17 protein-coding genes are annotated in these 23340 nt (G+C 75.2%); 7 read left to right on the top strand and 10 right to left on the bottom strand.

The window, feature by feature from the left end; translation table 11 throughout:
* Positions 1 to 17: 17 nt before the first annotated feature.
* On the bottom strand, positions 18 to 941 hold the full coding sequence (gene nudC / locus DAA34_RS00460) for an NAD(+) diphosphatase (protein ID WP_199847384.1): 924 nt from the start codon (positions 939 to 941) through the stop codon (positions 18 to 20).
* Between the two features lie 42 nt (positions 942 to 983).
* On the opposite strand from nudC, the gene DAA34_RS00465 reads away from it, so the two are divergent.
* Complete coding sequence (locus DAA34_RS00465) at positions 984 to 2153, top strand: phosphotransferase (protein WP_158707538.1); 1170 nt, start codon at positions 984 to 986, stop codon at positions 2151 to 2153.
* Here DAA34_RS00465 and DAA34_RS00470 read toward each other — a convergent pair.
* Both DAA34_RS00470 and DAA34_RS00475 read right to left on the bottom strand, forming a co-directional pair.
* Positions 2146 to 5454, bottom strand: coding sequence for an ATP-dependent DNA helicase (locus DAA34_RS00470; RefSeq protein WP_106817145.1), 3309 nt, complete (start codon positions 5452 to 5454; stop codon positions 2146 to 2148). The two genes, DAA34_RS00465 and DAA34_RS00470, sit on opposite strands and share 8 nt — an antisense overlap.
* On the bottom strand, positions 5451 to 8600 hold the full coding sequence (locus DAA34_RS00475; protein ID WP_234354043.1) for an ATP-dependent helicase: 3150 nt from the start codon (positions 8598 to 8600) through the stop codon (positions 5451 to 5453). The genes DAA34_RS00470 and DAA34_RS00475 overlap by 4 nt, the downstream gene beginning before the upstream one ends.
* 98 nt (positions 8601 to 8698) lie before the next feature.
* Between DAA34_RS00475 and DAA34_RS00480 the strand changes: the two genes are divergently transcribed.
* From DAA34_RS00480 to DAA34_RS00490, 3 genes are all read left to right on the top strand, one after another.
* Positions 8699 to 9352: a TetR/AcrR family transcriptional regulator gene (locus tag DAA34_RS00480; RefSeq protein WP_106817147.1), complete on the top strand. Its 654-nt coding sequence runs from the start codon at positions 8699 to 8701 to the stop codon at positions 9350 to 9352.
* Positions 9353 to 9412: 60 nt separating this feature from the next.
* Positions 9413 to 9637, top strand: coding sequence for a DUF3107 domain-containing protein (locus DAA34_RS00485; RefSeq protein WP_106817148.1), 225 nt, complete (start codon positions 9413 to 9415; stop codon positions 9635 to 9637).
* Between the two features lie 152 nt (positions 9638 to 9789).
* Entirely contained in the window at positions 9790 to 10050 is a 261-nt protein-coding gene (locus DAA34_RS00490; RefSeq protein WP_199847385.1) for a GlsB/YeaQ/YmgE family stress response membrane protein, read from the top strand.
* A 71-nt stretch (positions 10051 to 10121) separates the two neighbouring features.
* Here the strand turns inward: DAA34_RS00490 and DAA34_RS00495 are convergent, their stop codons facing one another.
* Positions 10122 to 10802 carry a ferritin-like fold-containing protein gene (locus DAA34_RS00495; protein WP_106817149.1) on the bottom strand — a complete coding sequence of 227 codons (681 nt, stop codon included), beginning with the start codon at positions 10800 to 10802 and terminating at the stop codon, positions 10122 to 10124.
* Between the two features lie 197 nt (positions 10803 to 10999).
* On the opposite strand from DAA34_RS00495, the gene DAA34_RS00500 reads away from it, so the two are divergent.
* The gene (locus DAA34_RS00500) at positions 11000 to 12592 is read left to right on the top strand and encodes a DEAD/DEAH box helicase (RefSeq protein ID WP_106817150.1); all 1593 of its coding nucleotides are present in this window, start codon (positions 11000 to 11002) and stop codon (positions 12590 to 12592) included.
* Positions 12585 to 14264 carry a glycosyltransferase family 4 protein gene (locus tag DAA34_RS00505; RefSeq protein ID WP_106817151.1) on the top strand — a complete coding sequence of 560 codons (1680 nt, stop codon included), beginning with the start codon at positions 12585 to 12587 and terminating at the stop codon, positions 14262 to 14264. The genes DAA34_RS00500 and DAA34_RS00505 overlap by 8 nt, the downstream gene beginning before the upstream one ends.
* Before the next feature lie 41 nt (positions 14265 to 14305).
* On the opposite strand, the gene DAA34_RS00510 is transcribed toward DAA34_RS00505, so the two are convergent.
* The 6 genes from DAA34_RS00510 to DAA34_RS00535 form a co-directional block, all read right to left on the bottom strand.
* Positions 14306 to 16057 (bottom strand): glycosyltransferase family A protein, encoded by a 1752-nt coding sequence (locus DAA34_RS00510; RefSeq protein WP_106817152.1) that lies wholly within the window; start codon positions 16055 to 16057, stop codon positions 14306 to 14308.
* Positions 16058 to 16061: 4 nt separating this feature from the next.
* Positions 16062 to 18098 (bottom strand): glycosyltransferase, encoded by a 2037-nt coding sequence (locus DAA34_RS00515; protein WP_106817153.1) that lies wholly within the window; start codon positions 18096 to 18098, stop codon positions 16062 to 16064.
* Between the two features lie 3 nt (positions 18099 to 18101).
* Complete coding sequence (locus DAA34_RS00520; protein ID WP_106817154.1) at positions 18102 to 19157, bottom strand: NAD(P)-dependent alcohol dehydrogenase; 1056 nt, start codon at positions 19155 to 19157, stop codon at positions 18102 to 18104.
* Positions 19158 to 19200: 43 nt separating this feature from the next.
* Complete coding sequence (locus DAA34_RS00525; protein WP_106817155.1) at positions 19201 to 19974, bottom strand: ParA family protein; 774 nt, start codon at positions 19972 to 19974, stop codon at positions 19201 to 19203.
* A gap of 104 nt (positions 19975 to 20078) precedes the next feature.
* The gene (locus DAA34_RS00530; protein ID WP_106817156.1) at positions 20079 to 20975 is read right to left on the bottom strand and encodes a RecB family exonuclease; all 897 of its coding nucleotides are present in this window, start codon (positions 20973 to 20975) and stop codon (positions 20079 to 20081) included.
* Entirely contained in the window at positions 20956 to 21792 is an 837-nt protein-coding gene (locus DAA34_RS00535) for a PHP domain-containing protein (RefSeq protein WP_325027404.1), read from the bottom strand. Before DAA34_RS00535 ends, DAA34_RS00530 begins: the two co-directional genes overlap by 20 nt.
* Positions 21793 to 21840: 48 nt before the next feature.
* Between DAA34_RS00535 and DAA34_RS00540 the strand changes: the two genes are divergently transcribed.
* Positions 21841 to 23331 (top strand): aminopeptidase P family protein, encoded by a 1491-nt coding sequence (locus DAA34_RS00540; RefSeq protein ID WP_106817157.1) that lies wholly within the window; start codon positions 21841 to 21843, stop codon positions 23329 to 23331.
* The last annotated feature ends 9 nt before the right edge of the window (positions 23332 to 23340 follow it).

The raw sequence follows: 23340 nt of genomic DNA on the forward strand, positions 1-23340 counted from the left end.
CCGGGGGCCGACACCGCTCAGGTGGGCAGCGGGCCGCCGTACCAGTGCTCGATGAGTCGGCCCGAGATCGACGACCGGCCGCGGTAGCGCCACGCGCCGGAGGCGAGCAGGCCCGGCACCTCGGCCCGGGAGACCCAGCGGGCCTCGGCGATCTCCCGCGGGTCGAGGGTGAGCTCCGCGGACCGGGCCCGGGCGGTGAACCCGATCATGAGGGAGCCGGGGAAGGGCCAGGGCTGGTCGGCGTGGTGGACGATGTCGCCGACCTCGAGGCCGACCTCCTCGAAGACCTCCCGGGCGACGGCGTCGACGAGGCGTTCGCCGGGCTCGACGAAGCCGGCGAGGACCGACAGCCGCCCCTGCGGCCAGCCGGTGTTGCGGGCGAGGAGGATGCGGTCGGCCTCGTCGATGACGGCCATGATCACGGCCGGGTCGGTGCGCGGGTGGTGCTGCGAGCCGTCCGCCTCGCAGACCCGGAGCCAGCCGGCGTCCCGCGAGCGCGTCGGGCCCCCGCACCGGGGGCAGCGGGGGTGGGTGAGGTGCCAGCCGAGGAGGGCCTGCGCCGTCGCGGCGGCTCCGGCCTCGATCGGGTCGACGAGGTCGACGAGGGACCGCAGACCGGGGTGGTCGGCGGGGTCGGCCCCCTCGACGGGGCGGGCGAACCAGTCGGCGCCGGCGGTGTCCCGCCCGAGGTAGCACGTCGGCGCACGGCCCGAGGCGGGGTGCGCCGGGTCGCCGGCCAGGCGCCGTCCGTCCCACCCGAGGCCGAGGACGGCCCGCGCGTCGGGGTCGACGAGGACGTCGACGGTCCGGGCACCGGCAGGCAGGCCGGCCGGGTCGTCCGGGGTCAGGGACGGCCGGTCGAGGGCGCGGCGGTCGAGCACGTGGGTGAACGGCATCTCGGAGAACGGGTCGCTCCCGGTGTCTTCGCGCTCGTCGGCCATGACCTCCACGGTAGGTGGGCTCGCGGGCCGTACGGTGGAGCGGTGACCCGAACGCCGCTCGCCCTCGCAGCCCTGGCCAGCACCGCGGTCCCCGGTCTCGACCCCGTCGCCGTCGAGGCCGTACGCACCGACGACGCCCGCTACGACGTCGCGTTCGTCGCCGACGCGCAGGACCGCCGCTGGGTCGTCCGGTCACCACGGACCCCGTCCGCGGCCGCGGAGCTGGCCCAGTCCGCCGAGTACCTCCGGCTCCTGTCGCGACGCCTCACGGCGTTCTCGGTGCCGGTCGTCCGCGGCTGGACGTCGCTGCCGGAGGGCGGGCGGGCGGCGGTCCACGCGTACGTACCCGGCCACCACCTCGACTTCGGGGCGCTGCCGGCGGGTTCGCCGCTCGCGGCGGGCATCGGCCGGGCCCTGGCCGCCCTGCACAACAGCGATCCCGCGCTCGCCGAGGAGGCGCAGCTGCCCGCGTACTCGGCGGACCAGTGCCGTCGCCGCCACGTCGCCGCCCTCGACCGGGCCGCCGCGACCGGGCACGTCCCGGCCGCCCTGCTCGCGCGGTGGGAGGCGGCGCTCGAGGACGTGAGCCTGTGGCACTTCGCGCCCGTCCCCGTCCACGGCTCGCTCGACGAGGACGACGTCGTCGTCGTCTTCGAGGACGAGGCCGACTCGTCGACCGGCCGGATCACCGCGATCACGGGGTGGACCCGGGCGCGCGTGGCCGACCCGGCCGAGGACCTCGCCGAGGTCGTCCACCGCTGCGAGGACCAGGTGGTCGACACGGTGATCGAGGCCTACGCCCACGCCCGGGTCGATCGCCCGGACCGGCACCTGGTCACGCGCGCGCGGCTGCTCGGCGAGCTCGTCGAGATGACGTGCCTGCTCGAGGCCGTCGCCTCGGAGGACGAGGAGTGGATCTCCGCGCAGGTCGGGCGGCTCGAAGAGCTGGCCACGCACGTCCCGGACCTGCCCCGCCTGGCGACGACGACCCCCACGCCGACCGCTCCCGCGGGTGTCGACGACCACCACCAGCCCGACGGCGACCCCGAGGACGCTGCCGCGGCCGACGCTCCCCCGACCGCGGACCAGCCCGAGGAGCCACCGGCGACCGCTGCGCCGCCGGAACCGGCGGCGACCGACGAGCCGCGGGAGCCGGCGCCGGTGGTGCGACCCGTCGTCCTGCGCCCGCTCGACGACGCCCGCTTCAGCTGACCCGCCCGGAGAGTCCCGCGACGAGGTCGGTGAGCTCGGCCTCGTCGAGCAGGTCGGGCCACACCGTCTCCCCGGAGTCGGCGTAGTAGAAGGCGGCGCGGACGTGGTCCAGCGCAGTCCCGGTCAGCCGTGACCACGCGAGCCGGTACACGCCCAGCTGCAGCGCGCGCAGCCTGGCCTCGTCGCCGGTCGGCGGGCGCCCCGTCTTCCAGTCGACGACGACGACCCGCGAGGCATCACCCGGGTGGTCGGGGTCGGGGAAGACCGCGTCGACCCGGCCGCGGACGGCGACCCCGGCGACGACCGTCTCGAGGGCGAGCTCGACGTCCAGCGGCGTGCAGTCGGCCCACCCGCTCGCGAGGAAGCGCTCGCGGAGGGCGGCGAGGTCGGTCCCGGTGTCGAGGTCCTCGTCGAGGCTGCCGGGCAGCTCGTCGACGTCGACGATCGCGGCCCGGGCGTAGTGCTGCTCGACGAGGGCGTGGAACTCGGTGCCCCGCCGCGCCTGCGGTGACGGGCGGCGCGGCACCGGTCGACGCAGGTCGCGCGCGAAGGAATCGGGGTCGCGCGCCCAGGCCACGAGCGAGGACGTCGAGACGTGGGCCGGGGGCTCCGCTCGCTCGGGGGTCCACCCGGGGTCACCCGCGAGCCGGGCCCGTTCGGCCAGCAGGGTCCGGGTGCGCAGCCCGATGGTCGGCTCTTCACCACGGGCGATCGCGGCGTTCGCGCGGGCGACCCGCTCCGCCGCCCGGTGCGCCGATCGGGCCGCCGCCGGCTCGGGGTCGAGCGGCCACGGGGCAGTCTCCTGCGCCCCGACGCTCGGGTTGTGCGCGTCCGCGTCCGGCATCTCCGCCCAGGCGAGGGTGCGCGCCAGGCGCCCACCGTCGGCGTCGCGCACCTCCGTGAGGAAGCGGGAGGTGACCTTCGGGGAGCTCGCCGTAGAGCCCCAGACCGGCGCCGACAGCAGCAGGCTGCGCCGCGCTCGGGTGAGGGCGACGTAGGCGAGACGCCGCTCCTCGGCGATCGCATGGGCGCCCGAGGCCCGGCCGAACTCCTCGAGGCGCTTCTCGACGGTCGCCAGGTCAGGCGCCGAGCGGAGGTCGACGAACGGCAGGCCCGCGACGTCGCCCCGCAGCGGGTACGGCACGCCTCCCGACGCGGCCGTCCACCCCCAGTCGTTCGGTTCCTTGACGCCCCAGTCGGTGCCGTCGTGGCTGGCCCGGACGCTGCACGAGGGAAAGGCGCCCTCGACGAGCCCGGGAACGGCGACGACGTCCCACTCGAGGCCCTTCGCGGCGTGGACGGTGAGGATGTGGACCGCCCCCGGGGCCGGGTCGATGGTCGGCAGGTCCAGGCCGCGCTCCTCCTCGTCGGCCGCCTCGAGCCAGTCGAGGAATCCGCCGAGGGTCGGCCGGTCCGCCGTCGCCGTGAAGGTCGTCGCGACATCGGCGAAGGCGTCGAGGTGGGCCCGGGCGGCGACGTGCGACCACCCCTCGCGGACCGCGACCTCGATGTCCAGGCCGAGGACCTGCTCGGCCTCGACGACGAGGTCCGCCAGCGAGGCGCCGACCCGGGTCCGGACGCGGTCGATCCGCGCGGCGAGGTCGGCGAGCCGGTCGCGGGCGACGTCCGAGAGCCGCTCCCCGGCCGGGCCCTCCCACCCGGGCGGCGGCAGGGGGCGGAGCGCGTCGGCGAGCACGACCGCGTCGGAGGACTCGGGCGCGAGGTCCCGTCCGCGGGACCGGTCGGGCGGGGGCTGGGACTGCCGCGCCCACGTCCACAGCGCGTCGAGGTCGGCCGCACCGAGCCGGCACACCGGTCCGGTCAGCAGCCGCATGAACCGGTCGCCGCGGGAGGGGTCCTGGACGACGGTGAGCAGCGCGACGATGTCGACGACCTCGCTCGTCCCGAGCAGCCCGCCGAGCCCGACGACCTCGTACGGCAGCCCCTTGGCCTCGAGCGCCTCGATCACCGGCGCGAACTGGGCCCGGCGCCGGCACAGGACGGCCGCCGAGGGCACCTCCGGCCCGCTGGCACGGTGCTCCGCGATCCACGCGGCGACCTCCGCGGCCTCGTCCCGCTCGGTCTCGACCCGCAGGACGTCGACCGCTCCCGGTCCGCTCCCGTCACGAGCGACGAGCGCCGCGACGGGCACCGCGGGAGCGCCCGCCGCCGCCCCGACGCCCGAGCGCAACGGGTCCGCGACGAGGTTGGCCGCGGCGAGGATCGCGTCGTCGTTGCGCCAGCTCGTCGACAGCTGGCGGTGCTCGGCGGGCCCGTCGACGTCGGCGAAGAGCGCGGGGAACCGAGCGAGCGTCGTCGCGCTCGCGCCGCGCCACGCGTAGATCGACTGGTGGGGGTCGCCGACCGCCATCACCGGCACGGGGTCCGGCCCCGTGGCGAAGAGGTCCCGAAGGAGGGTCATCTGCGCCTCCGAGGTGTCCTGGAACTCGTCGAGCAGGACGACCCGGAACCGGGACCGCTCCCCCTCGCGGACCTCGGGGAAACCTGCGGCCAGCCGCGCGGCGAGCGCGACCTGGTCGGCGAAGTCCGTCGCGTCCCGGGACGCCTTGAGGTCGAGGTAGGCGCTCACGAGCGGGAGGAACGAGCGTCGCTCGGCGAGGGCGGACAGGAGCCGCTTGGTCGCGGTCCCCGGCCCGCGGCGCCGTGGCCCGGGCGGTAGCGCGTGGAGGTGGGCCAGGAGGTCGTCGATCCACGCAGCGATCTCCTCGGGGGTGCGCAGGTGCTCGGCGAGCTCCCCCGCGAGCGAGACGACAGCGGCGGTGACGCTCGCCTCGACCTTCGTCGTCGTCAGGGGGTCCTCCCAGCGCCGGACGACCTCGTGCGCGTACTGCCACGCCGCGGCGGGCGCGAGCAGGCGGGAGTCGGGCTCGTGGCCCAGCCGCATCGCGTGCTCGCGGACGAGGGATCCGGCGTACGAGTGGTACGTCGAGATCGTCGGCGTGCCGCCGAGGAGGTCGTCGGCGGGGTCAGCAGGCCGCCACACCCCGCGCGAACGGAGGACGTCGAGCCGGGCGGTGACCCGGTCGGCGAGCTCCCCCGCGGCCTTGCGGGTGAACGTCAGCCCGAGGACCTCCTCGGGCCGGACGAGGTCGTTCGCGACGAGCCACACGATCCGTGCGGTCATCGTCTCCGTCTTCCCCGACCCCGCCCCGGCGACCACGAGGGTCGAGCGGAGATGCGCCTCGATGACGGCGACCTGCTCGGCGGTGGGGGCGTAGGTCTGGCCCAGGCGCCGGGACAGCTCGACGGCGCCGATCCGGGGGGCAGGCTGGGTGGTCACGTGAGGCTCCGTCCTTCGGGCTGGAGGGGGCAGCTCGTGCGGACCGGGCAGGTCGCGCAGCGGTCGTTCGCGGTGGCTGGGAAGACCTCGCCCGCCATCCCCTCGGCGGTGCGGGCGATGAGATCGACCGCCCACCGTGGGTCGTCCGCCTCCGCCAGCGGACCCTGGGTCCGGATCGCCGCGCCGTTCGAGTTCGCCGGCTTGCCGACGTAGACGAGGCTCGCACCGGCGACGGGCGGGGTGGCCGACCCCGAGGGACCGGCGATCCCTCCGGCCTCGACGACGGCCTGGTAGGTGCCGAGCTGCGGGTGGACGCGCGCGTCGTCCTTCGTCACGGCGGTGGCGCCGGTCTTCCAGTCGACGATGCGCACGCTGCCGTCGGCCGTCGCCTCGACCCGGTCGAGCCGGGCGACGACCCGGGCCCGGCCGATCGTGACGTCGGCGGCGACCTCGGTGGCGTGCCGTTCCCAGCCCGCACCCTGGGCGTCGGCGTGGTAGCGCGCGACGCGCCGGAGCATGTCCTCGACCTGGCTGCGGGTGCGCACGTCGGCCCAGCTGCGGCCGAGGCCGAGCTGCGGCCACCGCTCGTCGAGGGCCGCCACGTACGCCTCGCCGTCGACGTCACCGAGCTCGTGCGCGAGGTCGTGGACCATCGTGCCGACCGTCATCGTCCCGACGGGCGGGCCGTCACCGCCGTGCGAGGTGAGCAGCCACCGCAGCCGGCACGTGCCGAACGTCTCGACCGCCGACGGCGAGACCCGCACGACGTCCTCGGGTCCGCGCAGCGGCCGTCGGTCGCTCACCGTCCGCAGCGCCCACCACTGGTCGGGACGGGCACCCGCGACGCCGGAGGCCGCGAGCACCGCCAGGTCGGCACCCGCCGCCTCGGCGGACAGCTCGTCGCCGGGGTCGACGCCCGCCGCCGTGCGTCGCAGCCGGGTGACGAGCCCGGCGAGGGTCAGCGGCACGGGCGGCTCGGCGACCCGGCGGTCCTCGCCCTCGGGCAGGGGGTCGAGGACGGACAGGTACGGCGAGGGCTGCTCCTCCTCGGAGCGCGCGGCCGTCACGAGGACGTCACCGCGGCTGCGGGTGAGAGCGACGTGCAGGAGGCGGGTCTCGTCGTGGAGGATCCGGGCCCGGGCCGAGCGGGGGTCGTCGGGCCGGCCGCGGACGACGGAGACCAGCTGCTCCGAGCGCAGCAGCGAGCCCCGCAGCCGCAGGTCCGGCCACGCGCCGTCCTGCAGGCCCGCGACGACGACGACGTCCCACTCCCGGCCCGTGACGCCCTGGGGCGTGAGGACCTCGACCCCGGCCGCGCCCTGGGCGGTCCGCGCGACCGAGTCCGCCGCGACCTCCTGCACCTCGAGGTACTCGGCGAAGCGCTCGGGCCCGGCCAGGGGCAACCGGTCCTCGAAGCGCGCGGCCGTGTCGAAGAGGGCGACGAGCGCATCGAGGTCCCGGTCCGCCCGGGCGCCCGCGACCCCGCCGGCGAGCGCGGTCCGGCGCCACGGCTCGGCGAGCCCCGACGCATCCCACATCGCCCACAGGATCGCCTCGGCGGTGGCGCTCGGCGCCCATCGGGCCATCGGACCGTCCCCGACCCGCACCGCGACCGCCGCCCCGGCCTCGACGACCGCGGCGAGCCTCGCCAGCGGCGCGGCCTCGGGCCCGAGGTGTCCGCACGGCACCTCGCCGAGCAGCCCGGCGACGAGCAGCTCGTCGGAGGTCCGGGCACCCCCGGCCGCCAGCTCGTCGGCCCGCAACCCGCGTCGGAGGCGCCGCAGGGTCACCGGGTCGGCCCCGCCGAGCGGCGAGGTGAGCGCATCGAGGGCGACCTCCGGCGCGACCGCAGCGCGAGGGTCACGCGCCCGGGCGACGACGACGTCGAAGAGCGCCATGAGCGGGCGGACCGCAGGCTCGTCCCGCAGCGGGAGATCGGCGGCAGCCGTGACGACGGGCACCCCTTGACCGGCGAGCGCGCGCCGGATCCCCTCGGTGCGCGACCGACCCCGGCAGACGACGACCATCGACTGCCACGGCACGCCCCGTTCCAGGTGCTCCGAGCGCAGACGCGTCGCCACGGCGGCCGCCTCCTGCGCCGGCGAGCGGAACACCTCGACGGCGAGCGATCCCCGCCCCGCGACCCCGTCCGGCCCCGCGCGGTGGTCCGCCCTCCCGATGACACCGATCCGTTCGACGAGGCGCGCCACCGCGGGAGCGACCCCCTCGACGACCCGGTACCGACCCCGCAGGACCACCGTGTCCTGCGGGCGTTCTCCCGGCCACGGCTCGAGCAGGCCCTCCGGCTCGGCACCCCGGAACCCCTGGACCGCCGCATCGGGGTCCCCGACGAGCACCACCTCCGCCCCGAGCCGGCCCAGCGTCCGCACCAGGCGCCATCCCGGCGGGGTGAGCTCCTGCGCGTCGTCGACGACGACCAGGCCGACGGCGGCCGCCGCCCGGTCCGCGGCTGCCGGGTCCTCCTCGATCGCGTCGAGGAGGCGCCCTACGACCCACGCGGGGTCGAGCGCGCCGGGGGCCGACAGCGCCGTCACCTCGTCGTACTCCGCGAGCATCGCGGCCCCGGCGACCCACTCCGGCCGGCCGTGCACGCGCCCGAGCTCGGCGAGGGCGGCCGGCTCCACGTCGTGCTCCACCGCGCGCATGAGCAGGTCCCGCAGCTCCCGCCGGAACGCCCTCGTCCTCGTCGCGTCACCGAGCGACGACGGCCACCGCGGCCCGGTCCCCTCCGCGGCGTGCCCGGCGAGCAGCTCCGCGACGACCGCCTCCTGCTCCGGGCCGGAGAGCAGCCGCGGCGCCGGCGCCCCGTCGACCGCCGCCCCCTCGCGCAGCAGCCCGAACGCCAGGCTCTGGACGGTGCGGGCCAGCGGCTGGCGCGTGGCGCCACGGAGCCGGGCGGTGAGCTCGTCGCGCAGGGTGCCGGCCCCACGACGGGTGGGCGCGAGGAGGACCGCCCGGTCCGCCGCGACCCGCCCCGTGGCGATCCGCGCCAGGAGCAGCTCGACCGCCACCGTCGTCCGGCCGCTGCCGGGCGCCCCGAGCACCCGCAGGAAGCGCCCGTCGTGCGCGATCGCCGCCCGCTGGTCCTCGTCGGGCACCGCCCCGACCGCCCCTGTGCCGTCCACGTCCTCGATCACACCACCCGGCACCGACAACGCCCTACCACCGAGCGACCCGCCGGTAGCTTTAGGATGAGGGACCCCCACGAACCAGGAGCCCCCCGTTGTCGACCTCGAACGGCACGCGCAAGGTCCGACTCCCGCGCGAGGAGCGCCGCGCCCAGCTGCTCGACGCCGCCCTCGAGGTCTTCGTCGCGCACGGGTACCACGCCGCCGCGATGGAGGACGTCGCCGAGCGCGCCGGGATCTCCAAGCCCGTGCTCTACCAGCACTTCGACGGCAAGCTCGAGCTCTACCTCGCGATCGTCGACGCGCAGACCGAGGCCCTCACCGGGCTCGTCCGCGACGCGCTCGCCTCGACCGAGGACCACAAGGAGCGGGTGTACGCGACGATCGCGGCCTTCTTCGCCTTCGTCGACGGCCCGGGCGGCGCGTACCGGCTCCTCTTCGAGTCGGACCTGACGAACGAGCCGGCCGTGCGCGAGCGCCTCGACGCGACCGAGCTCGGCGTGGCCCGGATGATCGGCGACCGGATCGTCCGCGACACCGATCTGCCCGAGCAGTTCGCCCGCCTCCTCGGTCACTCCCTCGCGGGTCTCTCCCAGATGACCGCCCGTGCGTGGCTCGAGCACGGCTCGGAGATCCCCCGTGATGCCGCCGCCCAGGCCGCGGGTCACCTCGCGTGGCGCGGCATCGGGGCGTTCCCGACGCGGGCGACGGCCGCGGCCTACCGCGAGGCCGGCGGCGCGGGCTCCTGACGCACCTCGGGTAGCGTCGCGGGCAGATCGATCGAACCGACCGCAGCGCAGGAGGAACCCGTGGAGATCAAGATCGGCGTCCAGAACGTCGCCCGTGAGCTCGTCGTCGAGACGAACGCCGATGCCGAGACCGTCGAGCGCGCGGTCGAGGCCGCGCTGGAGGGGACCTCCCGGGTCCTGCGGGTCGTCGACACCCACGGTCGCGCGGTCATGGTGCCGGCCGCCGCGCTGGGCTACGTCGAGGTCGGCGAGCCGACGAAGGGCCGCGTCGGCTTCGGCATCTGACGCGCCCGGGCGGGCCCGAACATTCGACAACGATTGAACAAACCTTGCGTGTTGGATGTGGTGGTTACCACCGACCCATGAAAATCTCCTGACAACGGGTCGGACCAGCCGACCCCCGCCGCGCCGGTCACCCGGCGCACAAGGAGAACATCATGAGCTTCATGGGCATCATCGGCGCGATCATCGTCGGCGCCATCATCGGCTTCGTCGCGCGCCTCGTGCTCCCGGGCCGCCAGACCATCTCCCCCGTCGTCACGGTCATCCTCGGCATCCTCGGTGGCCTCATCGGCTCGTGGCTGACGCACGCGCTGCTCAACTCGAGCAACTGGATCCTCGAGTTCATCGTCGGCGTCGTCGTCGCCGTGCTGCTCATCATCGGCTACGGCCTCGCGGTCGGCCGCAAGCAGGTCTGATCAGCCGGACCACGCACGCCGGAAGGGCCCCCGACCACCAGGTCGGGGGCCCTTCCCGTTCCCAGCCGGGGTCAGGACGACAGGCCCAGGCGGCTGAGGCGTTCGGTGTGCGCGTCGGTCAGCCGGGTGAACATCGCGCCCAGCCCACCGAGGTCGACGCCGTCGCGCCCGCCGCCGACGAGCAGCTCGACGAGGCTGTCGTGCTCGGCGGCCACCCGCTGGCCCTGGCTCAGCGCCTCGCCGACCAGCCGTCGCGCCCACAGCGCGAGCCGCCCGCCGACCCGCGGGTCGACGGCGACCGCGCCGCGCACCGTGTCGACGATGAGATCGGTCTTGCCGTCGTCCGCTCGGGCCCGCTCGATCACCTCGCGGGTGCGATCGTCGACGAAGCGAGCGGCCTCGCCGTAGAAGTCGAGCGCGATCCCGTCCCCGACGTACGCCTTGACGAGCCCCTCGAGCCACGTCGCCGGGCGGGTGCGCTGGTGGAAGGCCTCGAAACCGGGGACGAAGCGGTTCATCACGACCTCGGGGTCCTGGCCGAGCTCCCGCAGGCGCTCGACGAGCAGGTCGTGGTGCTCCAGCTCTCGGGCCGCCATCCGGGACAGCTCGCCCGTCAGGTGGAGGGTCGGCGCCAGCCGCGCGTCCTCCGCGAGCCGGCCGAACGCCGACAGCTCGCCGCAGGCCAGAACGCCAAGGAGGTCGACGACGCCCGCCGGGACGTCACCGTCGGTCCGCTGCTCCGCGTTCGCCATGACGGCAGGCTAGCGCGAGCGATGTAGTGTGGTCGGGACCCACGGTGCCCGGTCGGCACGACCTCACCTCGGTCCGGCGGCGCGCAGCGCACCCGACCGACCCGATGGCCAGGGGCAGCAGCCCCCGCCGTCGACGAATGACCTCCGATCGGCCCGAGCACGCGACGCGATCGCGACCGCCGACCCGAGAGAGACGCATGACCGACCAGACCACGGACACCACCACCCCCGTCGAGGAGCAGCTCGCCGCCGAGTCCATCGAGACCGTCTCGGCGACCGCCTCCGAGGCCGTCACCCCCGAGCAGACCTTCGCGGACTTCGACGTCCACCCCGACATCGTCGCCGCGCTCGCCGAGGCCGGGATCGTCCACCCCTTCCCGATCCAGGCGATGACCCTCCCGGTCGCGCTCGGCGGGCACGACATCATCGGCCAGGCCAAGACCGGCACGGGCAAGACGCTGGGCTTCGGGATCCCGATGCTCAACCGCATCGACCTCGACACCGACGACCGCCGCCCGCAGGCCCTGGCCGTCGCGCCGACCCGCGAGCTCGCCGTGCAGGTCGCCGGCGACCTCGAGCGGGCCGGGAAGAAGCGCGGGATCAAGGTGCTCACCGTCTACGGCGGCCGCGCCTACGAGCCGCAGATCGAGGCGCTCGCCCAGGGCGTCCACGTCGTCGTCGGGACCCCGGGCCGCCTCATCGACCTGGCCAAGCAGAAGCACCTCGACCTGTCCGCGACGAAGACCGTCGTCCTCGACGAGGCCGACGAGATGCTCGACCTCGGGTTCCTCCCGGACGTCGAGAAGATCATGGCGATGACCTCGCCGGCGCGGCACACGATGCTCTTCAGCGCGACGATGCCGGGCGCGATCGTGGCGCTCGCCCGCCGGTACATGACCCAGCCGACGCACATCCGGGCGATGAGCGATGACGGCGACAAGGACAGCGCGACCGTCAAGGCCATCACCCAGCACGTCTACCGCGCCCACGCCATGGACAAGGTCGAGATGCTCTCGCGCATCCTCCAGGCCGAGGGCCGGGGCCTGACCATCATCTTCAGCCGCACCAAGCGCACCGCCGCCAAGGTGGCCGACGAGCTGACCGACCGCGGCTTCGCGGCCGCCTCGATCCACGGCGACCTGGGCCAGGGCGCCCGCGAGCAGGCGCTGCGGGCCTTCCGCAACGGCAAGGTCGACATCCTCGTCGCCACCGACGTCGCCGCGCGCGGCATCGACGTCGACAACGTCACGCACGTCGTCAACTACCAGTGCCCCGACGACGAGAAGACGTACGTCCACCGCATCGGCCGGACCGGCCGCGCCGGCAACACCGGCGTCGCCGTCACGTTCGTCGACTGGGACGACATGACGAAGTGGGCGGTCATCAACCGGATCCTCGACCTGGGGATGCCCGAGCCCGTCGAGACCTACTCCTCGAGCGAGCACCTCTACACCGACCTCGACATCCCCCGGGACGCCAAGGGCCGGCTGCCGCGCAGCAAGCGCACGCGCGCCGGGCTCGACGCCGAGGAGCTCGAGGACCTCGGCGAGACCGGGGCCTCCAGCGGGCGCCGGCCGCAGGGTGGCCGCACCCGCTCGGGCGGCCGTGGGAACGGTGGGCGTGGCGACAGCGGGCGCAGCGACGGCGGCCGTGGGCGCGCGAACGGAGACGGCGGACGCAGCACGGACCGCTCGGACGCATCCGGCGAGTCCGGCGACCGGAAGCCGCGCCGGCGTCGTCGGCGCCGCAGCGGCGAGGGTGGGTCTGCGGCGGACGGCAGCGGTGCGTGACGCACGCCCCCTCGCGCGGCGGCTCGTCCGGGCGGGGCTCGGCCTCGCAGCCCGGCTGACGCCGCGCCCGAGCACGAACGACGGGCGGGGCGCGGCCGAGGTCACCACCGAGCTCGCCCGGCTGACCGACGCCGGGCAGCACGACGCAGCGATCGCCCTCGCCCGGGCGACGATCGGCGACCTCGGCACCGACGCCCCCTTCCTCGACCAGGTGCGGGCGACCGCCGGGGCCGCGGGTGAGCTCTCCCTCCAGCGGGAGGCGACGCTCCTGCGCCTCCACGGCCTGCGCTCCCCCCTCCACGCCCCGCTGCGGGCCCGGATGGCGACGAACGCGCGCGTGCTCGAGGGGCGCTGGCTCGAGACCTCGCCCGACTGGGCACCGACGATCGAGCCATCGGTCCTGGAGGGTCTGACGCCCGTGACGGACCCCGTGCCGGGCCGGGTCCTGCACGTCGTCAAGCAGTCCCTGCCCCGCAGCCCGAGCGGGTACACCTTCCGCTCGCGGTACAACCTCCTGGCCCAGCGCGACGCCGGGCTCGACCCCGTCGTCGTCACCGAGGTCGACTACGGCCCGTCGGTCGGAGCCCCCGCGGAGGAGCTCGTCGACGGCATCCGCACGATCCACCTCTCGCGCGAGGACGTCCCGGAGAACGAGCCGTGGGACGCCCACCTCGACGCGTGGGCGACGGCGCTGGCGCCGGTCGTCGCCGCGGTGCGCCCGGCGGCGATCGTCGCCCACTCCGGCTCGCGCGGCTACGAGGGCGCGCTCGTCGCGCTCGCCGTCGGCCGCGCGCTCGGCGTGCCGGTCGTCTACGAGGTCCGCGGCTTCTTCGAGTCCCTGTGGGGCAAGGACCTCGGCCGCGTCGAGGCCGCGGAGGTCTTCCGGCGACGCCGGGACACCGACACCCGGTGCATGGAGGCCGCCGATGCCGTCGTCACGCTGAGCGAGACGATGCGCGCCGACATCGTCGGCCGGGGCGTGCCGGCCTCTCGGGTCCACGTCATGCCGAACGGGGTCGACACCGAGGCCTTCTCGCCGGTGGAGCCGGGATCCGAGCGCGCGCGGGCCGTCGCGGACCTGCGGGCGCGGCTCGGGCTGACCGACCGGTTCACCTTCGGCTACGTGAGCAACCTCGACCACCGACGCGAGGCGCAGGAGCTGCTCGTCGACGCCGCGGTCGAGCTGAACCGGCGCGGCGTCGCGGCGAGCGCGGTGATCGTCGGTGACGGGCTGCGCCGGGCCGAGGTCGAGGAGCACGCGCGGGCCACGGGCGCGCTCGAGCGGGGGGAGGTCGTCATCACCGGACGCGTGCCGCACGAGCAGGTGCTCGACCACTACGCGCTGCTCGACGTCTTCGTCGTCCCCCGGATCGACGAGCGCGCCGCGCGCCTCGTCAGCCCGCTCAAGCCGTTCGAGGCGATGGCCGTCGGCCGCGCCGTCGTCGTCTCGGACCTGCCCGCCCTGTCGGAGATCGTCGGGTCCGGGGACGACGCCCGGGGCGCGGTGTTCACCGCCGGCGACGCGAGCTCCCTCGCGGACGTGCTCGGCCGGCTCGCCGGCGACCCGGCCGAGCGGGACCGGCTCGGCGCGGCGGCGCGGGCCTGGGTCGTCGCTCACCGGCGCTGGGCGGACAACGGTCCCCGCTACGCGGAGATCATCCGCAACCTCTGAGGGTCGGACGCGGCCTCGGGCGACGCCGGGGGGACGGTCGGTCAGACCTCGACGTGCTCGCGCGGGTCGCCGAAGAAGGCGACGTGCCCGGCCCGGTTCATCAGCGCCGTGTCGGCGATGGGCCACGTGTGGGCGTGCCGGTCGACGCCGCGGACGGACACGAAGTTGAACCGGTCGCCCGACCACGTCCGCACCCCGGCCTCCGTGGCGCGGGTGAGGATGTCGGTGTCGACGGCGCGCGGCAGGTCGCCGAAGCGCAGGTCCGTGACGACGTCCCGGTCGAGGATGATCGTCCCGCCCTGGACGAGCTTCTCGAAGCGGTGCTCGGCGTACGGGAACCGCAGGACGACGGCGCCGGAGCTGCGCAGCCACGTGTAGTGCGCCCACTTCCCCACGATCCCCGCCCCGGAGTGGGTGAAGCAGTCGAGCAGGTCGGTGAGGTAGTGCCGGCCGTAGAAGTTGTCGTCATCGACCTTGGCGACGTACTTCCCGTCGCTCGCATCGACGCCGAGGTTGAGGCACGCGCCGAGGGTCAGCTCCTTGTCGGCCGCGATGACCTCGACGTTCGTCACGCCCTTGGCCCGCAGGTCCTTGCGGACGGCGGCCGGGTCGAGGTCGAGCCCGTGGAGGACGAGGACGAGCTGGACCGTCCCGTTCGCGTGCTCGGCCTGGCGCAGGACGTTCTCGGTGACGTTGTCCAGCTCGTGCGCGCGGTTCGTCGAGACGACGAGAGAGACGTCCCGGCAGACGTGGGAACCGGTGATCGCGGCGTCCTGCTCGATGACGTGCGCGCGGTGGCCGAGGGTGTGACCGGTGCGGGCCGCGCGCGCGGCGACGAGGGCCTCTCGCTCGACGACCTCGTCCTGCCACAGCCGGGCGATGACGTCGAGCCGCAACGCCTCCTCGTCGTCGGCGAGCGTCACGTGCGGCCGCAGGCGAGCCGGGAGCAGGGGTGCGGTCGCGGAGTCGACGACGATCGAGGTCCCGGCCATGGCGGCCTCGACGACGGACCACGCGAGGCCGGGGTGCCCACCGGTCGCGGCGACGGCGCGGTAGTGGCCGAGCACCGGGCGGTCGCCGGGCAGGTCGTCGATGGAGCGGACGACGCGGGCATCGAGCCGATCGGCCGGCGCCGGGGCGTACGTCGCGACGTCGGGTCGCTCGCCCGCCACGAGGGCGATGCCCTCCTCGCGGTGCGCCAGGCGCCCGACGTGCCGGGGCGCGTGGATCTCCGGGGCGGCGGCCGGCGGAAGGAAGGCGGTCGGCAGCCCCGAGACCTCGGCCCACTGCGTCGCGCGGGCCTCGTCGTCGACGTAGAGCCGGATGCCCTCGCGGCGCTCGGTGTCCGCCAGGAGCGCCTCGAGGGCCTCGGGGTCCCACTCGTGGAGCGCGGCCTCGGTGGACCACAGCGCGACGGGCACCCCGGCGGCCCGGGCGCGGGCGATGAGGTGGACGACGGTCGTCAGGGTCGCGGTGGCCGGGGCCGCGCCGCGCAGCTCGACGAGGAAGAGATCGGCGCGCTCGACCGCGTCGACCCCTTGGAGGACGAGCACCTCCGTGACGTCCCACCGGCCGCGCAGCCCGACGGCCAGCCGGGGGGTGGCGCACACGGCAGCGGAGACCCGGGTCTCGCCGGACGGGGGTGTCGGAGCGTCGGCCTTCGCCTCGACGCGGCGGCGCCGGCGCGAGGCCGCCCAGCCGCTGCGCTGCCCCGCCGTCGCGTCCCGGACGGCGTCCCGCACCCGGCGGGCGGGGCCGACGAGCGGGTCGGGGACGGACGAGCGCAGCGACATCGGTTCAGCTCCTCAACGGCGGGGACTCCAAGGATGACAGGTGCGCCTGCACGACCCGGACGGTCTCGGCCGGGGTGTCGCCGGGTCCGCACCACGCGAGCGGCGTGGCGACGGCCCAGCGGCCGAGCTCGGTCTCGACGGACTCGCGGGTCCAGGCGACCGGCACCCGCCCGACCCGTGCCGACCCCGGGTCGCGGACGACGACGGCGTCCGCGGTGAGCGAGGGTGCCACGCGGCCCGTGGCGACGCAGGCGGGGGTGCGGACGTGCACGAGTCGGGCATGGCCGTCGGCCTCCGGCTCGACGACGACCAGTCGCCCATCGTCGACGAGCGCCTGCACGTCCGACCGGATCATCACGCGGTGCCGGCGCAGGCGGGCCTCGTTCTCGCGCGGCAGGAGCCCGACCCGCAGGCCGGCGTCCGCGAGCCCCCGGAGGATCCCGGCGAGGGCGCCGGGGGCGTCCATCGTGTCGGCCGGGTCGTCGACGAGAACGACGTCGAGGTCGAACGGCGCGTCGGTCACCCACGTCCGGGGCAGGGCGAAGCGGCGCTGCCCCGAGCCGTCGAGCCGCGGCCACACGCCAGCCCCGCCGTCGGCCTCCCGAGCGGCGACCTCCCCCGCGCCGCCCGCCACCGCGGTGGGCGGGCCCGCGGGGAGCCGTCCGTGCCAGGCGCGGTACGCCGACTGGTGGACGATCCACGGCGCGCGGGCCCAGCCCACCCGGAAGTCGGCCCGCGACAGCGAACCCTCCCGCAGCCGGGTGATGCTGAGGACCTCGTCGACGACGTGCCGCCCGCCGGGGTACCGGCGGTCGATGCGTTCCTGGAGCTCGGCGTCCCCGCCGCGGCGGGCCGAGTCGAACCAGCCGATCGCCTCGTGGACCTCCCGCCGGACGAGGGTGCTCGAGGCGTTGACGCGGGTGGCGGGGTAGCCCAGCCACGTCGTCCGCAGGTCGGGAAGGGCTCGCAGCGCGCCCGACTCGGTCGCGACGACCGCGGGGTCGTCGAGCATCGGCAGGACCTGGCGCTCGACCCGCTCGGGGTGGTTCCAGTCGTCGGAGTCGAGGTTGCCCAGGAGGTCTCCGGTCGTGGCCGCGAAGCCGGCGTTGCGGGCCGCGAAGGCGCCGACGTTCCGCGGCAGGTGGAGCACCCGGCAGCCGGGGACGATCGCCGCGGCCTCCTCGACCGCCGAGGCGCCCTCCGGCGAGGACCCGTCGTCGACGAGGACGACCTCGAGGTCGGGCCAGGTCTGGTCGCGCAGCGAGGCCATCGCGGTCGCGAGGAAGGGGCCCGGCTCGTGCGTGCAGACGACGATGCTCACCCGCGGCACGTCCCGGCCGGCGGCGGTGAGCTCCGCAGCCAGGGCGTCCCGCCGGGCGGCCACGACGTCGGCGGGGGCGGTGAGCCGGTCGAAGGCGGTGTCCTCGGGGCCGGTCGGCTCGCGCAGCGCGGGGACGATCCGGCCGGTCGCGGCCCACCCGGCCGTGAGCAGGTGCCACCACGCGTCCGGGTCGCCCCCGGCCTGCGGGTGGGCGACGTCGGCCCGCAGCGCGCGGACCGAGTCCTCCTCGAGGCGGGTCAGCGCGGGCAGGTCCCGGGCGAACCGGTCGGCCGCCCCGGCGAGGACGAGGCCGTGGGCGTGGAGCAGCTGCTGGCGGGCGGTGAGCCGTCGGGCACCGTCGCGGTCGACGACCTCCGCGAGGATCGCGAACCCCTCGTCCGCGCGGTCGTCGGAGACGGCGAGGACCTCACCGAGCGCTGCCCGCCAGTGGACGGCCCCGGTGCGTCGGGCGAGGAGCTCGACCGCGTCCCGGGCGATCGCCGAGCGGGTGCGCAGCGCGGTCGCGACGAGCGCCTCGCTGCCGGTGATCTCCGCGCCGCGGGCGTACCCGGCGACGAGTCGGTCCGCGCCGGTCGTCCGCGCCCCGCGCACGAGCGCCGCCGGAGGCGCGAGCACGCGGGTGCGGTCGACGGGATCACCGCTCGCGAGGAGACCGACGGCCTGGCGGCCGAGGGCGAGGAGCCGGGCGGGGCTCGGCACGGATCAGGACCCGATCGTCGAGGTGTCGATGACGTACCGGTAGCGGACGTCGCCCGCGACGACCTTGTCGTACGCCTCGGTCACCTCGTCGGCGGTGATGACCTCGATCGTCGCGCCGATGCCGTGCTCGGCGCAGAAGTCGAGCATCTCCTGCGTCTCCTGGATGCCGCCGATCATCGACCCGGCGACGACCTTGCTCTGCCCGATGACCGCGCTGGGCGGGAAGGCGTAGTCGTCGTTCGGCAGACCGACGTTGACGAGGACGCCGAAGGGCTTGAGCAGACCGAGGAGCCCGCCCAGGTCGAGGTCGGCGCTCACCGTGTTGAGGATGACGTCGAAGCTGCCCCGCAGTGCCTTCATCGACGCCTCGTCCTTGGTCGAGACGTGGTCGCTCGCACCGAGCTCCCGGCTGTCGTCGGCCTTGTCGAGGCTGCGGGAGAGGACGGTGACCTGCGCGCCCATCGCGGCGGCGATCTTCACCCCCATGTGGCCCAGGCCGCCCATCCCCACGACGGCGACGGTCGAACCGGGGCCGACACCCCAGCGCTGCAGCGGGGCGAAGGTGGTCACGCCCGCACACATGAGCGGGGCGGCGACGTCGAGCCCGATCCCCTCGGGGATCCGGCAGACGAAGCGCTCGTCGACGACGATCTGCTGGGCGTACCCGCCCTGGGTGATCGCACCCTCGCCGCGCTTGGGGTCGGGGCTGTTGTACGTGAACGTCGCACCCCTGCGGCAGAACTGTTCGGCGCCGTTCTTGCACTGCTCGCACTCGCCGCAGCTCTCGACCATGCAGCCGACGCCGACGCGGTCACCGACGCCGTGCCGCGTGACGGCCGAGCCGACGGCCGAGACCGTGCCGGCGATCTCGTGCCCCGGGGTGAGGGGGTACCGGATCTCCCCCCACTCGCCCCGGACGGTGTGGATGTCCGAGTGGCAGATGCCGGCGAAGGCGATGTCGATGAGGACGTCGTGCTCGCCGACGTCGCGCCGTTCGATCGTGCCCTGCTCGAAGGCGGCGTCGGGTCCGGGTGCCTGCAGCGCGAGGGTCGTCATCATGCGAGCAGACTCTCACGGTGCGCCGACAGCGGGAGCCCCGCCGTCAGAGCCGCGGCAGGAGGCCGGTCGCGACCTCGCGGTAGGCGATCGCCCCCTTCGAGCGTCGCGAGGTCGACAGGATCGACCGGCCGATGGCGGGGGCCTCGGCGAACCGGACGGTGCGCGGGATCGGCGGGTCGAGGACCGGCACCCCGTACCGCCCCCCGAGGTCGGCGAGGACCTCCCGCGCGTGGCTGCTGCGCCCGTCGTACATCGTCGGGAGGATCCCCCACACGGTGAGCTTCTTGTTGAGCAGGCGGCGGACGTCGGCGACCGTGTCGAGGAGCTGGCCGACGCCGCGGTGGCTGAGCATCTCGCACGACATCGGGATGATGAGCCCCTGGCTGGCGGTGAGGGCGTTGAGGGTCAGCACCCCGAGCGAGGGGCTGCAGTCGACGAGGATGACGTCATAGTCGCCGAGCACCTCGTCGAGGGCGCTCTGGAGCGCGTACTCCCGACCGGGCCGTGGGAGCAGCTGGGCCTCGGCCCCCGCGAGGTCGATCGTGCTCGGGACGAGATCGATCCCCTCGTCGCAGCCGATGATCGTGTCGGCGAGCGCGCACTGCCCGAGCAGCGCCTCGTTGATGCTCGTCTCGACGAGGTCGGGGTCGACCCCGAGGCTGAAGGTCAGCGACGCCTGGGCGTCGAGGTCGACGAGCAGCACCCGCTTGCCGCCCTCGGCGAAGGCCGCACCGAGCGAGGCGGTGCTCGTCGTCTTCGCGACGCCGCCCTTCTGGTTCGCGACGGAGACGACGACCGCCTTCTTCTTCCGCGCCACGTGGCCACCCTTCGTTCTCGGACGGGCGCCCCGTGGCGCCGTCGCCCCGACGATCCTGTCACCCGGAGGCAACCTCCGCACCCATGCCGCGTGATCCGTGGAGCTCAGGCCGGGTTGTCCGCCTCGTCGAGGTCGGGCAGCCCGGCCCAGTCCGGGTGCTCGGGGCCGACCGCCTGCCCCTCGGGGCAGTGAGCTCGGACGTCGCACCACCGGCACAGCGGGGATGGGTTCGGCTCGAACATCGCCGACTCGCTCCCCGTACGGGCGTGGTCGGCATCGGCCCGTCCGGCGTCGGTCGCGATCTGTCCGGCTTGGGCGACCTTCCTCGCGAGCGAGTCGTCGGTGTGCTCGTGACGGACGACGGTGCCGCTCGGGACGTGGTGGAGCTCGACCGCGACGCACCGGCGACGGAACATCTTCCACACCGCCGCGGCGTACAGCGCCAAGGGCAGGGACGTCCGCGCCTCGTCCTCCCCCGGCGGGGTCCGGCCCGTCTTGTAGTCGACGACGACGAGCTCCCCGTCGCGGTCGTCCAGCCGGTCGATCCGCCCGAACATCCGCAGCGTCCGGGTCCGGTCGACGAAGGCGACGGACCGTTCGACCCCGAGCGGCTCGACGTGCGGGTCGACCCCGGCGAGGTAGTCCGCGACCCAGCGCATCGCCGCGGACCGGTGGCGCGCCGACTGGTCGAGGTCGAGGAAGCCGACGTCGCTCCACCCCTCCCGGACCAGGCGCGCCCCCGCCGACGGGGTCCGGTCGACGACCGACAGGTCCCACCAGTCCCGCAGCGCGTTGTGGATCGTCACGCCGACCGCGGTGTGCGCCCGCTGCGCGCGACGCTCGGGCCGGGGCCGGTCGAGGTAGACGAGCCGGTAGCGGCGCGGGCAGTCGAGGAAGGTCGTCAGGCGGCTGGGCGACCCGCCCCACGTCGGAGCCGGGACGCCCTCGAGCGGGAGCGCCTCTCCCCCGCCGGCCGGGACCTCAGCCTCCGACGAGCCCACGGATCGCCTCGAGGACCTCGGGCTCGGTGGTGTGCTCCGCGAGCCGGTTGTGCTTGCCGGTCCCGTGGTAGTCGCTGCTGCCCGTCACCAGGAGGCCGAGCCCCGCGGCCAGCTCGCGCAGCCGCCGGCGGTCGGCCTCGTCGTGGTCGCGGTGGTCGACCTCGATGCCCGCCATCCCGGCGGCGGCCATCTCCTCGATGAGCCGCTCCTCGTGCCGGTGCCCACGGGAGACCGCGAACGGGTGCGCGATGACCGCCACCCCGCCGGCGGCGCGGACCACCTCGACGCCACGGACGGCAGGGATCGCGTAGTGATGGACGTAGTACGGGCTGTCGGTGCCGAGCATCCGCGCGAACGCCTCGTCCCGGTGCCCGACGACGCCCGAGGCGACGAGCGCGTCGGCGATGTGCGGACGCCCCGGGGTCGCCCCCGGGCCGATCTGCGCGGTGACCTCGTCCCAGCTGATCGGGATGCCGTCCTCGATCATGAGCTCGACCATCCGCTCCAGCCGGGTCTCCCGGGAGGTGCGGGCCTTCGCGAGCTCGGCGACGAGCTCGGGGTGCTCGGGGTCGAGGTGGTAGCCGAGCAGGTGCACGCTGCGCCCGTCGTCGGTGCAGGACACCTCGATCCCGGGGACGATCTCGATCCCGACGCGCTCGGCCTCGGTCTGCGCGTCGGCCCAGCCGAGCGCCGTGTCGTGGTCGGTGACGGCGAGGACGTCGACCCCCGCGGCCGCCGCCGCACGGACGAGCTGCGCCGGCGAGTCGGTGCCGTCGCTCGCGCTCGAGTGGCTGTGGAGGTCGATCACGGGGCGCACCCCCCGCACCCTACGGCCGCGCTCCCCCACCCGTGCCACGATGAGCCGATGAGCGAGGAGCAGACCCAGGCCGACAACCGCCCACGCCCGACGACCGATCAGTTCCGGGAGTTCGTCGCGCAGGACTGGGCTCCTCGGCCGCCGGGGGCTTCGACCGCGGACGAGGTGGCCGCGTACACCCCGGCCCGCCGCGATGCCCTCTCCCAGCGGTTCCCCGGGGATCGTCTCGTCGTGCCGGCCGGCGGGCTCAAGGTCCGCAGCAACGACACGGACTACGTCTTCCGGCCGCACTCGGCGTTCGTCCACCTCACCGGGTGGGCCGCCGACGCCGAGCCCGACGCCGTGCTCGTCCTCGAGCCGCGCGAGGACGCCGGGCACGACCCGGTCCTCTACTTCCGGCCGATGGCGCCGCGGGAGGACGAAGAGTTCTTCGCCGACCCCCGGTACGGGGAGTACTGGGTCGGCGTCCGACCGACGCTGGAGGACCTCGCCGTGCGGCTCGGCATCGAGACCCGGCACCTGTCCGAGCTCGACGCCCACGTCGGCAAGGACGCCGGTGCGACGACGGTCCGGCTCGTCCGCGACGCCGACCGGGAGCTGACGCAGCGGCTCGACGGGGTCCGCGTGCAGGAGGGGGCGGACCAGGAGTCCTTGGCCGAGGCCGACGACGCGCTCGCCGCCGCCTGCAGCATCCTGCGCCTGACGAAGGACGCGTGGGAGGTCGGGCAGATGCAGCGGGCCGTCGACGCCACGAAGGTCGGCTTCGAGGCGGTCATCGCCGACCTGCCGGAGGCGGTGCGCCGCGGCCGCGGCGAGCGCTGGGTCGAGGGCGTCTTCGGCCTGCACGCCCGGCACGAGGGCAACGGGGTCGGGTACGACTCGATCTGCGCGGCCGGCGACCACGCGAACACGCTGCACTGGATCAAGAACACCGGCGAGCTGCGCGAGGGCGACCTCCTGCTGCTCGACGCCGGGGTCGAGGTCGACTCGCTGTTCACCGCGGACGTCACGCGCACCCTGCCGGTGTCGGGACGGTTCAGCGACGCCCAGCGGGAGATCTACGACGCGGTGCTCGCCGCGCAGGAGGCCGGGATCGCCGCGGCCCGCCCGGGCAACCGGTTCAGCGACGTCCACGCGGCGGCGATCCGGGTCATCGCCGAGCACCTCCACGCCTGGGGCCTGCTGCCCGAGGGCGTCGACGTCGAGGGCACGCTCGACCCGTCGACCGGCCAGTACCACCGGCGGTGGATGGTCCACGGCACGAGCCACCACCTGGGCATCGACGTCCACGACTGCGCGCTCGCCACGCGCGAGGAGTACATGGACGCCGAGCTCGTCCCCGGCATGGTCCTCACCGTCGAGCCCGGGCTCTACTTCAAGGCCGACGACCTCAAGGTGCCCGAGCGCTTCCGCGGGAACGGGGTGCGGATCGAGGACGACGTCGTCATCACCGAGGACGGCTGCCGCAACCTCTCGGCGGACTTCCCCCGGACGGCCGACGACGTCGAGGCCTGGATGGCGCGGATCCAGTCCCGCTGACCTGCTCGG

It is taken from the genome of Janibacter massiliensis (genome assembly GCF_900289115.1).
In the GTDB taxonomy this organism is placed as follows: domain Bacteria; phylum Actinomycetota; class Actinomycetes; order Actinomycetales; family Dermatophilaceae; genus Janibacter_A; species Janibacter_A massiliensis.

Coding starts and splice junctions, on each gene's coding strand:
- nudC (WP_199847384.1), bottom strand. CDS start 941: ATGGCCGACGAGCGCGAAGACACCGGGAGCGACCCGTTCTCCGAGATG.
- DAA34_RS00490 (WP_199847385.1), top strand. CDS start 9,790: ATGAGCTTCATGGGCATCATCGGCGCGATCATCGTCGGCGCCATCATC.
- DAA34_RS00495 (WP_106817149.1), bottom strand. CDS start 10,802: ATGGCGAACGCGGAGCAGCGGACCGACGGTGACGTCCCGGCGGGCGTC.
- DAA34_RS00500 (WP_106817150.1), top strand. CDS start 11,000: ATGACCGACCAGACCACGGACACCACCACCCCCGTCGAGGAGCAGCTC.
- DAA34_RS00510 (WP_106817152.1), bottom strand. CDS start 16,057: ATGTCGCTGCGCTCGTCCGTCCCCGACCCGCTCGTCGGCCCCGCCCGC.
- DAA34_RS00520 (WP_106817154.1), bottom strand. CDS start 19,157: ATGATGACGACCCTCGCGCTGCAGGCACCCGGACCCGACGCCGCCTTC.
- DAA34_RS00540 (WP_106817157.1), top strand. CDS start 21,841: ATGAGCGAGGAGCAGACCCAGGCCGACAACCGCCCACGCCCGACGACC.